We start from the raw sequence: 13,522 nt of genomic DNA on the forward strand, positions 1-13,522 counted from the left end.
GATTTCCGGAAGGGGTTGCGCGGCGGGTCTCGGAGGGCCTAGTGTCCAATCTCGTTGGACAGCACGTCCGACCAGATTGGACAGAGTCCGGGGGGAACCTGACTCGGTCCGATCGGAAATGTCTATCCCTGAGGGGGAAGCGATCATGATGGACGCCCATGAGCTCGAGGCCGAGTCCGCGGAGCTGCTGCCGGGTCGTGAGGCCCTGGGCAAGCTGAAGTTCAGCATCACCAAGACGGTCAACGTGACCAAGCACGTCGCCAACATCAGCGCCGCCAACGAGTCCGCCGCGCTGAACGACCACTCGGCGTGGTCGGCGGCCGACTCCGGCGCCGCCCAGAACATCAGCGTCCACCAGTAGTACCGCGCCGGCGCACGGCGCCGGTGCCGACATCGACCTCATCGCACACAGAACGAAAGGACATCCGTCATGAGCATGGACATGAACGAGCTGGAGAACGAGTCCGCCGAGCTGCTGCCGGGCCGCGAGGCCCTCGGCAAGCTGAAGTTCAGCTTCGGCAAGACCGTCAACGTCACCAAGCACGTTGCCAACATCGAGGCGTCCAACCAGTCCGCCGCGCTGAACGACCACTCCTCGTGGTCGTCCGCCAGCTCGCAGGCCGCGCAGTCGATCAGCGTCACCCAGTAGTCCCCGGGAGCGCCACCGCCGTCGCCCCGGCGGTGGCGCTCGCGGCCGGCGCCGACCTGGCGCCAAGGGGGGGAACTGCATGCGGGATCCGGGGGGAGACCACACATGACGGTGCTCGGAGACGGGTCCGCCGCACTGTACGACACGGGCCCGGTGCCCGGACCCGGCGGCTGGCCGGTCACCTACGAGCAGGTCGCGACGGGCAACCTGCCGGTGGTGGACCCGCCGGCGCCGGTTCCGAGGCTGAGCGCGGGACTGAAACTGCACGGCGAGTACCAGGGTTCGGGATTCACCGAGCCCAAGTACATCGCCCGTCGGGGGGACGGGCAGGTCGTGCAGCTGTCCAGACTGCTGTACCTGGTGGCGTCCTCGGTCGACGGTGTGCGCGACACCGAGGCCATCGCCCACCGGGTCAGCGCCCGCTTCGGCCGCGAGGTCAGCGGGGAGAACATCCGCTTCCTCGTCGAGAAGAAGCTCGAACCGCTCGGCGTGACGGTCCCGGAGGGCCAGGAGGACGACGAGGTCGACGCCCCGCGCTCCGACCTGCTGCTCGCCCTCAAGGGCCACCGGGTGATCTTCAACGAGCGGCGTACGGCGAAGATCGCCCGCTCGCTGGCCTGGCTGCACCGACCGGTGGTGGTGGCCCTGGTGCTGGCCTCGGTCGTCGCCATGGACGTATGGCTGTTCGGCTTCTTCGGGGCGATAGAACCCGTCCTCCAGGTGCTCGACCAGCCCGTCCTGATCCTCGTCGTCTTCGTGCTCACCGTGGCCTCCCTCGTCTTCCACGAGTTCGGCCACGCCTCGGCGTGCAGATACGGCGGAGCCCGCCCCGGCTGCATCGGGTGCGGGCTCTTCCTCATCTGGCCCTCGATGTACACCGACGTCACCGACGTCTACCGGATCGGCCGGGCCGGCCGGCTCCGGACCGACCTCGGCGGCGTCTACTTCAACATCGTCTTCATGCTGGCCATGGCCGGTGCCTACTTCGCCACCGGGGCGCAGTTCTTCCTGGCCACGGTCTACCTCGGACACTTCGAGATCCTGGAACAGCTGATGCCGGCCGTACGGCTGGACGGCTACTACATCCTCGGCGACCTGGCCGGCGTCCCGGACCTGTACGGCAAGATCAAGCCGATCCTGCTGTCACTGGTGCCGGGGCCCCGGGGGGACAAGTCCCGCGAGGAGGTCGCCGGGCTGAAGAAGTCGGCGCGCACCATCGTCGCCACCTGGGTGCTCACGATGGTCCCGCTGATCATCGGCGAACTCGGGTACGCGCTGTGGAACCTGCCGCGGATCCTCACCACCATGGTCCGTTCCCTGACCGAACAACTCGTCGGCACCGGCTCGGCGTTCGTGGACGGGAAGATCGTCGAGGGGCTGGTCGGGACCATCGGCAGCCTGATGCTGCTGTGCCCGATGGCCGGTGTCGTCTACCTGTCCGTGAAGATCGGCGGGCGGATCTTCCGGGCGGCGAAACGGACCACGGACGGGCGGCCGAAGCTGCGGCTCGTCATCTGCGCGCTCGCTCTCGCCGGCCTCACCGGTCTCAGCTACGCGTGGATGTCCGGCGTCACCCCGAAGCCGCTGCCGAAGCAGCCGCCGATCGCGCCGATCCTGCAGCCGGGGGTGCCGACCGAGGCCCCGCCGGCCCGCCAGGCCGACACGCCGGACCGGCAGGCGGGTTCCGGCGACCCGTCGGACCCGGCGGCCGGTGCCCAGGACGACTCGCCCGGTGGGAGTCCGGGGCCCACGCCGACGGAGTCCTCGCGGGAGGCGACCGCCTCGGCGTCGCCGTCCGCGTCGGCGTCCGGTGACTCCGGCACGGGTGCCTCCAGGTCGCCGGTGCCGTCCAGCGGGGGAACGGCCGCCGATCCGGTGCCCTCGCCGTCCGACGGGACCGGGGCGCCGGAGCCCGAACCGTCGCTCTCGCCGTCGGCGAGCGTCCCGGAGTCCCCGGCGCCCAGCACGTCACCGCCGCCGGACAGCGACCCGCCCACGTCACCCCCCGCGCCGGTCTCGTCCTGACGAGCGGCCACGGGCCGTGGTACGGCCGCCGAACCATCCACCGCAGAAGCACCGAAGCACTGGAGCATCCATGAGCAGTCACCGGAAACCACGTACGGCCTCAGGTCCGCTCACCCGGCGGGCCGTCCGGATAGGCCTGTTCGCCGCCGGGGTCGCCGGCGCGGCCACCGCCCTGCCCGCGCAGGCGGCCACCGCCATGCCGCACGCCGCGTTCGCCTCCGACCACGTCTTCACCCACGCCGACCGGGGCCACCACACCCAGGTCCGCGACTCGTTCACGATCCGTCAGTTCGGCAAGGTCAACGCCGCCGCCGTACGCAACCAGGCCAACGCCGTCTCGGCCGGCTGCTCGGCGGACGACCACTGCCGTTCGGTGGCGCTGTCCTTCCAGATCGTCACGATCGCCGGGGAGCACACCCGGCTGAACGCGGTGAACCTCAGCGACGCCGCCAACAAGGAGTGCACGGGCTGCCAGACCCTGGCCGGTGCCTACCAGTTCGTGGTGGCCACGCCCAACCCGCTGCTGCTCGACAAGGCCGCGCGGGGCAAGCTCGCCGACATCCACCGCCGGCTCGACGCGCTGAGCCGCTCCACGCTGCCCGCCGACGACCTGCGCACGAAGGCCGACGGGCTGGCCGCCGAGGTGACCACGATCCTGCACGACGCGGTCGCGAACGCCCCGAAGGGCGACCCGCGCAAGGACGTCACCATGCACCGCCACCTGGACGGCTGGCCGGGCCGCCGCTGACCCCGGCCCGCCCCGCCGCTCCGCCCACCGGCCGCCCCGACCACCACCGCCTCCGGTGGGCCGGGCGGCCGGCCGCGCGTGCCGGCGCACGTCGACAGGGGACATTGACAGGGGACGGACGCGGACGGAGACTCTCGCGCGGCAAGGTGAAGCGAGTCTCACCAGGCGAACAGTGCCTCCCGAATCGGCCCCAGCCCGGGAAGGAACGACCGATGCGCACCACCGTCGGCATCATCGGAGCCGGGCCCGCCGGGCTCCTGCTCGCCCGGCTGCTGCACAACGCGGGCATCGACTCGGTCGTCCTGGAGAGCCGCGACCGCTCCTACGTGGAACACCGCCAGCGCGCCGGGATCCTGGAACAGGGCACCGTGGACGTACTGCGCGCGGCCGGCGCCGGGGAGCGGATGGACCGCGAGGGCCTGCGCCACGACGGCGTCGAGCTGCGGTTCGCCGGGCACCGCCACCGCGTGGACTTCCCGGGACTGACCGGCGGGCGGTCCGTGACGGTCTACGCCCAGACCGAGGTCTGCAAGGACCTGATCGCCCTCCAGCTCAAGGAGGGCGGCCCGCTGCTCTTCGGGGCGGAGGCCCTGGCGGTGGAGGGCGCCGAGAGCGAGCGGCCGCGGGTGCGGTTCCGGCACGAGGGGCGGGAGGAGGTGCTGGAGTGCGCGTACGTCGCCGGCTGCGACGCCTTCCGGGGCGTGACCCGCGGCGTGTTCCCCGCGGCCCTCTCCCAGGTCTTCGAACGCGCCTACCCCTACGCCTGGCTGGGCGTCCTGGCCGACGTCGCCCCCTCCCACGACGAGCTGGTCTACGCCCGCCACGACCGCGGCTTCGCCCTCCTGTCCATGCGCTCCCCGTCCGTCTCCCGCCTCTACCTCCAGGTGCCGGCCGGTACGGACGCCGGGCAGTGGAGCGACGAGGCCGTCTGGGACGAGCTGGAGCGGCGTCTGGAGACCGGCGACGCCTGGCGTCTGGAGCGCGGGCCGATCACCCAGAAGTCGGTCACCCCCATGCGGTCCTACGTCCACGAGCCCATGCGGCACGGCCGGGTCTTCCTCGCCGGGGACGCCGCGCACATCGTGCCGCCGACCGGGGCCAAGGGGCTGAACCTCGCCGTCGGCGACGTGGTCACCCTGGCCCGCGCCCTCACCCACGAGCGGGACACGGGCTCGTCCGAACTCCTGGAGACCTACTCGGCGACCTGCCTGCGCCGGGTCTGGCAGGCCGAACGGTTCTCGTACGACATGACGACCCTGATGCACCGCGGTCCCGACGACACGCCCTTCGACGCCCGGCTCCAGCTGGCCCGGCTCGAGCGGATCGCGTCCGGCCGGGCCGCCGGGACCGACCTGGCGGAGGCGTACACGGGCTTCCCCCTGGACGTCCGAGGCATCTCCGGCCGGTTCCGGTCAGGTCGCGGCCCGGTCATGGAATGAAGCCCTCCATGGCCGGGAATGAGGGGTCCGCGTAGCGTGTTGCGCAGCACGACGAGAGAAAGATCCTCCCCAAGTACGAGGGTCGTTCTTTTGCCAATCCATTACTCTTGATGCCAAGGCCACGCGAGGTGGCCATGGAGGAGTGAAATGAGGAGCAGTAACCCGGTCTTCTCGCGACGGGGGTTCAGCCGCGACAACGGCTACGCGGGCTTCAACACCGCGCCGCAGGCCGGGTACGCACAGGGCAACCCGTACGCGCAGAACCCGTACGCGAACAACCCCTACGCCCAGCAGGACGTCCAGCAGGGCGCCCCGCCGCAGGCCCCGGCCACCACCGGCCGGATGACCATGGACGACGTGGTCCTGCGCTCGGCCATGACCCTGGGCACGGTCGCCGTCGGCGCGGCCCTCGCCTGGGCCCTGCTGCCGGTCTCCACCACCAGCTACGGCCTGGCCGTCGGCTCGGCGATCGTGGCGATGGTCCTGGCCCTGATCCAGAGCTTCAAGCGCACCCCCGTACCCGCGCTGATCCTGGGATACGCGGCCTTCGAGGGTGTCTTCCTCGGCGTGATCAGCGAGATGTACAACAGCCGGTGGAGCGGCGCCCCGTTCCAGGCGGTGCTCGGCACCATGGCGGTCACCGGCGCGACCCTGCTGGTCTACAAGGCCGGCTGGATCCGCGTCACCGCCCGCTACGCCCGCATCGGCATGTCCATCGCCATCGCCTTCGTGGTGGTCATGGCGGTCAACCTGCTGCTGGTGGCGTTCGGTGTCGCCGACGACGGCGGACTGCGCAGCTTCGGTCCGCTCGGTGCGATCGTCGGCATCATCGCGATCCTGCTCGGCGCGTTCTTCCTGACCCTCGACTTCAAGCAGATCGAGGACGGCATCGCCTACGGCGCCCCGAAGAACGAGGCCTGGCTGGCCGCGTTCGGCCTCACCCTGACGCTGGTGTGGATCTACGTCGAGATGCTGCGCCTGGTGGCGATCTTCAGCAGGGACTAGCCGACCGGCCGGACCACCGAGCCTGACGGCCGAGCCGGATGACCGAGAAGGGCCCCGGGGCACCCCCCGGGGCCCTTCGTCGTCCGTGCGGGCCTAGAGCAGTTTTCGCGCGGCCCTTCTCAGGTCGTACTCGTGGACCAACGCCTTCGCGTGGCCGTACGCGAGATTGTGCTCGTGGCGGAGCCAGCTGACCTTCTCCTCGAAGCGGAAGAGGGAGGGGCCTTCGGCGACGGTACGCAACCAGTCGGACACTTCACGACCGGTGCAATGGGGGATGCGGGCGAGCATGTTGCGATGGGTCTCCTCGGAGAAGACTTGGGACATCGGCGCCTCCGGTGCGCAAAGGGGGTTGTAGCCGGTCCTTCACGTCACCGTGCCTGAGTGTTGGCGTGTTGGCAACAGTCGGGACAGGACGGCCGACGGCAGGCGTTACGCTCACGGCGTGGTTGATACGACGCCTCTTACCCGTGCCGTGGAGCACTTCGCCGACAAGTTGAGGGCGGCGCCGCAGAGTCGGCTGCAGAGGGGAGCGGCCGCGGAGGCGCTGGCGCTGGCCAGGCAGTTGGCCAACTGGGCGCAGGATGTCGAGGAGCCGGGCGGCGAGGCCCGGGAGATGCCGGACGCGGGGATGTTCGCGGTCGCCGACCAGATCACGGTGGCCGGGAACGACCTGGCGGTGGTCCTGGAGAGCGACGCCGAGGTCGGCGACGCGGTCCGTCTGGTGGAGGAGGCGCAGAAGAAGGCGGGGGTGTGAGGGCCGCGAAGGCGTGTCGCCGGGTGCGGCGCCGTCGTGGCCGGTCGCGCAGTTCCTCCCCCAGCCTTCGGCCGGGGGCACCCCGGCGCCCCTGAAAGACGGGCGTTGCGCCGAGCGCCCCTTCAGGGGCGCGGGGAACTGCGCGGCCGGCCACATCGCACCCGCACCCGGACACGCACCGCGCTCACAGCGACGCTATGACCCGGTCCGCCAGGATGTACACGTTCTCCTCGCCGCACGCGAACGTCAGCGTGTAGGCGCCGGAGATCCCCGACCCGCCCAGCAGGTACGGCGTCACGCCGTCGTTCAGCGCGGCGGCCAGCCGTTCCGCCGTCTCCCGGTGCCCCGGAGTCATGCACAGCGTCGTGCCGTCGGCGAAGACGTAGACGTCCAGCGTGCCCAGCGGCCCCGGTCGCACGTCGGAGAGCTCGACCTGGGACTCGGCCAGCTGCTCCAGCGTCGCGACCGTGCGCTCGTGGTCGTTCACCACCGGCGACTGCACCGGTACGAAGTCCGGGTGGGACGGGTGCCGGCGACGGGCCGCGGCCAGCTCCGGCGACTCGGTGGCGGCGCCCCCCGCGAAGTCGTCGGCGTCCGCCGACTGCTCGGTGACCGGTTCCAGGCCCACGAAGTCGCTGTGCCGGGGCAGGAACGGCTCCCCGTCCGCGAGGCCCAGCAGCGAAGGCGTGTCGGAGGCGTCACGCGTCTCCTGCGCGGCCCAGAAGGCCCGCGCCTCCGCCAGCTCCCGCTCCCGCTCCTCGGCCAGCGCCTCGGCCACGGCGGCGCGTATCTGGTCGGTGTCCGCGTGGCTGCGCGCGGCCGGCAGCAGCGCGCGCATCGCGGCGGCCTGGTTCTGGGCAAGCTGGGTGTGCAGCTCGGCGACCTGACGGCGCAGCTTCATCACGGTGCGCAGGACAGCGACGCCCACGGCGCCCGTGGCGGCCGTGGTGAGCAGCAAGGCGATCGGCATGGCGCTCACTGACGTACTCCCGGTTCAAAGTCGACCCCCCGACTTCCTACATCAGCTTGAAGGGTGGACTATCAAGCTGTCAGTGCGTAACGTCACGAAACGGACAGGACTTTGACCCGTGGGTATGCCTTGACGATGGCGCTGACCTGCTGCGACATGCCCCCGGAGGGAGATAGGTCACATCCTGGGGGAGATTGGATCACAAATCGGCCCGGTGTTCGGGGTTTTCTCGAACACCGGGCCGCCGCGTCACGGTAGGTCCCGTGACGGTCACTCAGTGGCTCAGCTGAGGCGCTCGATGACCATCGCCATGCCCTGGCCGCCGCCGACGCACATCGTCTCCAGGCCGAACTGCTTGTCGTGGAACTGCAGGGAGTTGATGAGGGTGCCGGTGATGCGGGCGCCGGTCATGCCGAAGGGGTGGCCGACGGCGATCGCGCCGCCGTTCACGTTGAGCTTCTCCAGCGGGATGTCCAGGTCGCGGTAGGAGGGGATCACCTGGGCGGCGAACGCCTCGTTGATCTCGAACAGGTCTATGTCGTCGACGGTCAGGCCGGCGCGGCGCAGGGCCTGCCGCGAGGCCTCCACCGGGCCGAGGCCCATGATCTCGGGGGAGAGGCCGGTGACGCCGGTCGACACGATCCGGGCGAGCGGGGTGAGGCCGAGCTCGCGCGCCTTGGTGTCGGACATGATGATCACCGCGGCCGCGCCGTCGTTCAGCGGGCAGCAGTTGCCGGCGGTCACCAGGCCGTCGGGGCGGAACACCGGCTTCAGGCCGGCCACGCCCTCCATGGTGACGCCGGCCCGCGGACCGTCGTCCTTGCTGACGACCGTGCCGTCGGGGAGGGTCACCGGGGTGATCTCGCGCTCCCAGAAGCCGTTCTTGATGGCCTCCTCGGCGAGGTTCTGCGAGCGGACGCCGAACTCGTCCATGTCCTGACGGGTGACGCCCTTGATCCTGGCCAGGTTCTCGGCGGTCTGGCCCATCGCGATGTAGGGGTCGGGGACCAGGCCGTCCTCGCGCGGGTCGTGCCAGGTGGAGCCGGTGGACTGGGCGGTGGCGGCGGTACGGGCCTGGGCCTCGGCGAAGACCGGGTTGGTGGTGTCCGGGAGGCCGTCGGAGCTGCCCTTGACGAAGCGGGAGACCGTCTCGACACCGGCTGAGATGAACACGTCGCCCTCGCCGGCCTTGATGGCGTGCAGCGCCATGCGGCTGGTCTGGAGGGAGGAGGAGCAGTAGCGGGTGATCGTGCAGCCGGGGAGGTGGTCCATGCCCATCTGCACGGCGACGATCCGGCCGAGGTTGTAGCCCTGCTCGCCGCCGGGGAGGCCGCAGCCGAGCATCAGGTCGTCGATGTCCTTCGGGTCCAGCTCGGGGACCTTGGCGAGGGCGGCCTGGATGATCGTCGCGGTGAGGTCGTCGGGGCGCAGGTCCTTCAGGGAGCCCTTGACGGCGCGGCCGATCGGGGAACGGGCGGTCGAGACGATGACGGCTTCGGGCATCTCACGGCTCCATTGGCAAGGGGGTTGGCAGGGGTGCTTGGGAAGTTACCCGTACGTATGGCATCGGTCACGGGTGTCGGCGTGTGACACTGGCCGCACTTTCTAAGCGCTTGCTTGGCTGGGTCCGGGGGTGCAGCTGTGCAGCGCCCCGTAAGGGGCGCGGGGAACTGCGCGACCAGCCACGACGGTGCCGCACCCGAGAACGCGCGCACAGTCCACCGGCCCCTACTCGGACGTACCCGCCCTCGACCTCGCCTCCGCGGACGCCGGGTCGTCGGTGAGGCCGGCCGGCTCGACCTGCCGGCGCCGGCGCCGCTTCAACAGCGCCCACGGTCCGCGCGGCCCGGTCGGCATCGCCGCCGTGACCTCCGTGCCGGCCTCCGCCGCCGCCTCCGCCGCCGCACGGGCCACCGGCAGGAAACCCTCGCGGCGGGTGACGTCCGGGCGCTCCTCGTCCGCCGGCCACAGGCCGAGGGCCGCGCAGACCGTGGGGAGCACCGCCATCGCCGCGGTGGCGTACCCCTCCGCGGAGGGGTGGTAGCTGTCGGGGCCGAACAGCTCGCGGGGGTTCGCCGCGAACTCGGGGCCCAGCAGGTCGCCCAGCGACACCGTGCGTCCGCCCTGCTCCACCGTGCCGATGGTCTGGGCCGCCGCCAGCTGGCGTGAGGCCCGCCGGGCCAGCCAGCGCAACGGCTGCCGTACCGGCTCGATCGTGCCCAGGTCGGGACAGGTGCCGACGACCACCTCCGCGCCGGCCGTGCGCAGCCGGCGCACCGCCGCGGACAGATGGCGCACCGAACGGGTCGGCGGCATGCGGCGGGTGACGTCGTTGGCGCCGATCATGATCACGCAGACGTCGGGGACCGGTGAGGCCGCGCCCAGGACCAGCGCCACCTGCCGGTCCAGGTCGTCGGACTGGGCGCCGGGCAGGGCCACGTTGGTGAACTCGACCGGGCGTTCGGCCACCGCCGCGAGGCCCGACGCGAGCAGCGCGCCCGGGGTCTGCGCGGCCCGGTGCACGCCCTGTCCCGCCGCCGTGGAGTCGCCGAGCATGGTCAGGCGCAGCGGCGCCTCACCGGTGCCGTACACGTCGCCGTAGCGGCCGTCCGCGACCGGGACCCGACCGCCGCTGTTGCCGTTGCCCACCGCCGTCCTGGCCATCCGCACCTCGGCCAGCACCACGCCCACCGCGGCCGCGCCGACCAGCCCGATCCCGCCTCCGCCGTACGCCGCCCCGGCCGCGATCCGGCGGGCCACCCGCGCCCTAGACATGCTCGACATACGTCGCCGCCACCTCCTCGTTGCCGCTCATCCACTCCTTGCCCCGTACAGGCCGTGCGTCAATCTCAACGGGGAGTGAACCTCCGAAGCGGGCCTTAGGCTGGCGGCACCACCAGGACCACACCTTTTGCAAGCAACCGGAGACAACGGTGCGATTCCACGACTCGATGATCAGCCTCGTCGGCAACACCCCGCTGCTGAGGCTCAACAGCGTCACCCAGGGCATCCAGGCCACCGTGCTCGCCAAGGTCGAGTACTTCAACCCGGGCGGTTCCGTGAAGGACCGCATCGCCCTGCGGATGATCGAGGCCGCCGAGAAGAGCGGGGAGCTCCTGCCCGGCGGCACCATCGTCGAGCCGACCAGCGGAAACACCGGGGTCGGGCTCGCGATCGTGGCCCAGCAGAAGGGGTACAAGTGCATCTTCGTGTGCCCGGACAAGGTCAGCACCGACAAGATCAACGTGCTGCGCGCGTACGGCGCCGAGGTCGTGGTCTGCCCGACCGCCGTCGATCCCGAGCACCCGGACTCGTACTACAACGTCTCCGACCGGCTGGTCCGGGAGACCCCCGGCGCCTGGAAGCCGGACCAGTACTCCAACCCGAACAACCCCCTTTCGCACTATCACTCGACCGGCCCCGAGCTGTGGGAGCAGACGGACGGGAGGATCACGCACTTCGTGGCGGGCGTGGGCACCGGCGGCACCATCTCCGGCACCGGCCGCTACCTGAAGGACGCCAGTGACGGCCGCGTGCAGGTCGTCGGCGCCGACCCGGAGGGCTCCGTGTACTCCGGCGGGTCCGGCCGCCCGTACCTGGTCGAGGGCGTCGGCGAGGACTTCTGGCCCACCGCCTACGACCGGACGGTCGCCGACGAGATCGTCGCGGTGTCCGACAAGGACTCCTTCCAGATGACCCGGCGCCTGGCCAAGGAGGAGGGCCTGCTGGTCGGCGGTTCCTGCGGCATGGCGGTCGTGGCCGCGCTGCGCGTGGCCGAGCGGCTCGGCCCGGACGACGTCGTCGTCGTGCTGCTGCCGGACAGCGGCCGCGGCTACCTCAGCAAGATCTTCAACGACGAGTGGATGGCCGACTACGGCTTCCTGGAGGACGAGGGCACGAGCGCCCGCGTCGCCGACGTGCTCAGCGACAAGGCCGGCGGCTCCATCCCGTCCCTCGTCCACATGCACCCGGAGGAGACCGTCGGGGAGGCCATCGAGGTGCTGCGCGAGTACGGCGTCTCGCAGATGCCGGTCGTCAAGCCCGGCGCCGGGCACCCGGACGTGATGGCGGCCGAGGTCGTCGGCTCGGTCGTCGAACGGGAACTGCTCGACGCGCTGTTCAGCAAGCGGGCGTCCCTGGAGGACCCGCTGGAGAAGCACATGAGCGCGCCGCTGCCGCAGGTCGGCTCCGGCGAGCCGGTCGGCGACCTGATGTCGGTGCTGGGCGGGGCGGACGCGGCGATCGTCCTCGTCGAGGGCAAGCCCAAGGGAGTCGTCAGCCGGCAGGACCTGCTGGCGTTTCTCGCCAAGGGCGGCAAGCACTAGCGAAACGTCCGGTGAACCGGCCGCGGCGCCGGGGAACCTGCCGTTCCCTGTCCGAGCGGTGGACTTCGCGGAAGTGGTACGAGCGTGTCACGTCCGCGCAGCACACGCTTAACACGGCTCCGGCACATTGGTGGATGTCGGCAGGGCGGGAGCGGCTCCCCGCCCGGGCCGGCACCGAACGTCCAAGGACCTCCGGAGCGGCTCCCGGACCTCCATGGACGCCCGGACGTGCAAGCCCGGCCCTGACCCGGCTCGCGTCCCTCGCGGGGACCGCCGTCGTCCCGCCCCCCGGCAACGGGGGTGCGGCGGTCCCCGCGCACCACTTCTCCCGGCACCCCGGGCGGGCCGGAGCCCTACCCGGCGGAGCCGGGTCCGTCAGAGCTCGTCCCGGTCGCGGCGGCCGAACATGCCGGGGTTGACGCGGACGGCCTGCGCCACGTTGATGCCGACGATGCCCACCCAGGCGGCGATCAGTCCCGGCAGGTGTGCGACGCCGCCGCCGATCGCCGACAGCGGGATCGCCAGCACCAGCGACACGATCCCGAAGCCGAAGCGCTCGCCCCAGGAGTCGCTGCCCTTGGCGCCGCCGCGCGAACCCCGGGCGTGCTGCATCTGCTGCTCGGCCAGGGCCCTGCGCAGCCTGCGTTCGACCGCGCCGTCGATGCGCTGGTCGATCTTCTCGATGAAGGAGTCGGCCAGTTCCGACTCGTACTCGGGCCCCAGGTCCCTGCGGGCGTGCAGGGTGGCGTCGAGTTCCTTCTTCAGGTCGGTGTCACGGGCGTCCGTCATGGAGCCCACGGTAGGGAGCCCGGCCGCCCCGCGCACTGGGGTTAGCCCCCGCAATTCTCCGGGGGTCCGCCTTCAGGGCAGCAGCGACACCAGCCCGCTGTCCAGGTCGAACCGGGCCGCCACCACCGAGGCCGCCGCGAACGCGGGGTCCGTGCGGATCGCGTCCCGCACCCATGCCGTGTGCGCCCGCATGGTGTGCTCGGCCCAGTCGCCGGGCAGCGCCCTGGTGCGGCGGGCGGCCGGGGTGATCTCCCCGACGAGGAGTTCCAGGTGGCCGGGGACGGCCGCGCCGGTGCGCAGCCGGCCGAGGGTGGCGGCGACGGCCCCGCAGCGCTCGTGGCCGAGCACCAGGACCAGCGGGACGCGCAGCTCCTCCACGCCGTACTGGAGGGAACCGAGCACGGCCTCGTCCAGCACCTGTCCGGCCGTCCTTATGCACAGCAGGTCGCCGAGGCCCTGGTCGAAGACCAGCTCGGGGGCGACCCGGGAGTCGATGCAGCCGAGGACGGCGGCGAACGGGTGCTGACCGCCGGCCAGCAGCCGGCGCCGGCCGACGACGTCCCGCGGGCGGCGCGGCCGGCCGGCCGCGTACCGCCGGTTGCCGGCGAGGAGTTCGGCCAGCGCGGCGCTCGCGGTGGCGGGCGGAGCGGTCGGCCGGCCGGTGCCGGCCGTCGCCTGGGCGGGGACGACGGCCAGGGCGCCGGCTGCGGTCGCGGTGGCGGTTGCGGTGGCGGTCAGAAAGGCCCTGCGGTTCGAGGCCATGACGCTTCCTCAGAGTTCACAGAGGTCAGGTGCGGTGCTGTTGGCACATCATCACC

General features: G+C 71.7%; 14 protein-coding genes. 8 read left to right on the top strand and 6 right to left on the bottom strand.

Annotated elements, in window-relative coordinates; all coding sequences use genetic code 11:
* Nucleotides 1-145: 145 nt before the first annotated feature.
* The 6 genes from ACFY3I_RS37685 (at nucleotide 146) to ACFY3I_RS37710 (ending at nucleotide 5,866) form a co-directional block, all read left to right on the top strand.
* Entirely contained in the window at nucleotides 146-361 is a 216-nt protein-coding gene (locus tag ACFY3I_RS37685; protein WP_365284483.1) for a hypothetical protein, read from the top strand.
* A gap of 69 nt (nucleotides 362-430) precedes the next feature.
* Entirely contained in the window at nucleotides 431-649 is a 219-nt protein-coding gene (locus ACFY3I_RS37690) for a hypothetical protein (RefSeq protein ID WP_365284481.1), read from the top strand.
* A 105-nt stretch (nucleotides 650-754) separates the two neighbouring features.
* On the top strand, nucleotides 755-2,674 hold the full coding sequence (locus ACFY3I_RS37695; protein ID WP_390865481.1) for a hypothetical protein: 1,920 nt from the start codon (nucleotides 755-757) through the stop codon (nucleotides 2,672-2,674).
* 70 nt (nucleotides 2,675-2,744) lie between these two features.
* Nucleotides 2,745-3,422: a hypothetical protein gene (locus tag ACFY3I_RS37700; RefSeq protein WP_390865482.1), complete on the top strand. Its 678-nt coding sequence runs from the start codon at nucleotides 2,745-2,747 to the stop codon at nucleotides 3,420-3,422.
* Nucleotides 3,423-3,634: 212 nt separating this feature from the next.
* Nucleotides 3,635-4,861, top strand: a complete 1,227-nt coding sequence (locus ACFY3I_RS37705; RefSeq protein ID WP_390865483.1) for a 4-hydroxybenzoate 3-monooxygenase — start codon at nucleotides 3,635-3,637, stop codon at nucleotides 4,859-4,861.
* Between the two features lie 147 nt (nucleotides 4,862-5,008).
* Nucleotides 5,009-5,866 carry a Bax inhibitor-1/YccA family protein gene (locus tag ACFY3I_RS37710; RefSeq protein ID WP_390865484.1) on the top strand — a complete coding sequence of 286 codons (858 nt, stop codon included), beginning with the start codon at nucleotides 5,009-5,011 and terminating at the stop codon, nucleotides 5,864-5,866.
* Nucleotides 5,867-5,959: 93 nt separating this feature from the next.
* Here the strand turns inward: ACFY3I_RS37710 and ACFY3I_RS37715 are convergent, their stop codons facing one another.
* Nucleotides 5,960-6,190: a DUF4287 domain-containing protein gene (locus ACFY3I_RS37715; RefSeq protein ID WP_365284471.1), complete on the bottom strand. Its 231-nt coding sequence runs from the start codon at nucleotides 6,188-6,190 to the stop codon at nucleotides 5,960-5,962.
* Between the two features lie 118 nt (nucleotides 6,191-6,308).
* Between ACFY3I_RS37715 and ACFY3I_RS37720 the strand changes: the two genes are divergently transcribed.
* Nucleotides 6,309-6,620, top strand: a complete 312-nt coding sequence (locus tag ACFY3I_RS37720; protein ID WP_390865485.1) for a hypothetical protein — start codon at nucleotides 6,309-6,311, stop codon at nucleotides 6,618-6,620.
* Between the two features lie 184 nt (nucleotides 6,621-6,804).
* On the opposite strand, the gene ACFY3I_RS37725 is transcribed toward ACFY3I_RS37720, so the two are convergent.
* The 3 genes from ACFY3I_RS37725 to ACFY3I_RS37735 all read right to left on the bottom strand — a co-directional run bounded on the left by ACFY3I_RS37725 (nucleotide 6,805) and on the right by ACFY3I_RS37735 (nucleotide 10,374).
* Nucleotides 6,805-7,599 (bottom strand): hypothetical protein, encoded by a 795-nt coding sequence (locus ACFY3I_RS37725; protein WP_390865486.1) that lies wholly within the window; start codon nucleotides 7,597-7,599, stop codon nucleotides 6,805-6,807.
* A gap of 273 nt (nucleotides 7,600-7,872) precedes the next feature.
* Nucleotides 7,873-9,093: an acetyl-CoA C-acetyltransferase gene (locus ACFY3I_RS37730; protein WP_365284465.1), complete on the bottom strand. Its 1,221-nt coding sequence runs from the start codon at nucleotides 9,091-9,093 to the stop codon at nucleotides 7,873-7,875.
* 225 nt (nucleotides 9,094-9,318) lie between these two features.
* On the bottom strand, nucleotides 9,319-10,374 hold the full coding sequence (locus tag ACFY3I_RS37735) for an SGNH/GDSL hydrolase family protein (RefSeq protein WP_390865487.1): 1,056 nt from the start codon (nucleotides 10,372-10,374) through the stop codon (nucleotides 9,319-9,321).
* Nucleotides 10,375-10,523: 149 nt separating this feature from the next.
* On the opposite strand from ACFY3I_RS37735, the gene ACFY3I_RS37740 reads away from it, so the two are divergent.
* Entirely contained in the window at nucleotides 10,524-11,915 is a 1,392-nt protein-coding gene (locus tag ACFY3I_RS37740; protein ID WP_365284461.1) for a cystathionine beta-synthase, read from the top strand.
* 375 nt (nucleotides 11,916-12,290) lie between these two features.
* Here ACFY3I_RS37740 and ACFY3I_RS37745 read toward each other — a convergent pair whose 3' ends face one another.
* Together ACFY3I_RS37745 and ACFY3I_RS37750 are read right to left on the bottom strand one after the other, a co-directional pair.
* Nucleotides 12,291-12,704, bottom strand: coding sequence for a hypothetical protein (locus ACFY3I_RS37745; protein WP_365284459.1), 414 nt, complete (start codon nucleotides 12,702-12,704; stop codon nucleotides 12,291-12,293).
* A gap of 72 nt (nucleotides 12,705-12,776) precedes the next feature.
* A complete protein-coding gene (locus ACFY3I_RS37750; protein ID WP_390865488.1) occupies nucleotides 12,777-13,466 on the bottom strand; it encodes a carbonic anhydrase in 690 nt (229 codons plus the stop codon).
* Between the last annotated feature and the right edge of the window lie 56 nt (nucleotides 13,467-13,522).

Origin of the sequence: Streptomyces sp. NPDC001068 (assembly GCF_042897315.1) — a bacterium.
Lineage (GTDB): Bacteria > Actinomycetota > Actinomycetes > Streptomycetales > Streptomycetaceae > Streptomyces.

What these genes read in the sequence shown, in the direction of transcription:
- ACFY3I_RS37685 (WP_365284483.1), top strand. Translation starts at nt 146, where the DNA reads ATGATGGACGCCCATGAGCTCGAGGCCGAGTCCGCGGAGCTGCTGCCG.
- ACFY3I_RS37690 (WP_365284481.1), top strand. Translation starts at nt 431, where the DNA reads ATGAGCATGGACATGAACGAGCTGGAGAACGAGTCCGCCGAGCTGCTG.
- ACFY3I_RS37695 (WP_390865481.1), top strand. Translation starts at nt 755, where the DNA reads ATGACGGTGCTCGGAGACGGGTCCGCCGCACTGTACGACACGGGCCCG.
- ACFY3I_RS37700 (WP_390865482.1), top strand. Translation starts at nt 2,745, where the DNA reads ATGAGCAGTCACCGGAAACCACGTACGGCCTCAGGTCCGCTCACCCGG.
- ACFY3I_RS37705 (WP_390865483.1), top strand. Translation starts at nt 3,635, where the DNA reads ATGCGCACCACCGTCGGCATCATCGGAGCCGGGCCCGCCGGGCTCCTG.
- ACFY3I_RS37710 (WP_390865484.1), top strand. Translation starts at nt 5,009, where the DNA reads ATGAGGAGCAGTAACCCGGTCTTCTCGCGACGGGGGTTCAGCCGCGAC.
- ACFY3I_RS37715 (WP_365284471.1), bottom strand. Translation starts at nt 6,190, where the DNA reads ATGTCCCAAGTCTTCTCCGAGGAGACCCATCGCAACATGCTCGCCCGC.
- ACFY3I_RS37730 (WP_365284465.1), bottom strand. Translation starts at nt 9,093, where the DNA reads ATGCCCGAAGCCGTCATCGTCTCGACCGCCCGTTCCCCGATCGGCCGC.
- ACFY3I_RS37735 (WP_390865487.1), bottom strand. Translation starts at nt 10,374, where the DNA reads ATGTCGAGCATGTCTAGGGCGCGGGTGGCCCGCCGGATCGCGGCCGGG.
- ACFY3I_RS37745 (WP_365284459.1), bottom strand. Translation starts at nt 12,704, where the DNA reads ATGACGGACGCCCGTGACACCGACCTGAAGAAGGAACTCGACGCCACC.
- ACFY3I_RS37750 (WP_390865488.1), bottom strand. Translation starts at nt 13,466, where the DNA reads ATGGCCTCGAACCGCAGGGCCTTTCTGACCGCCACCGCAACCGCCACC.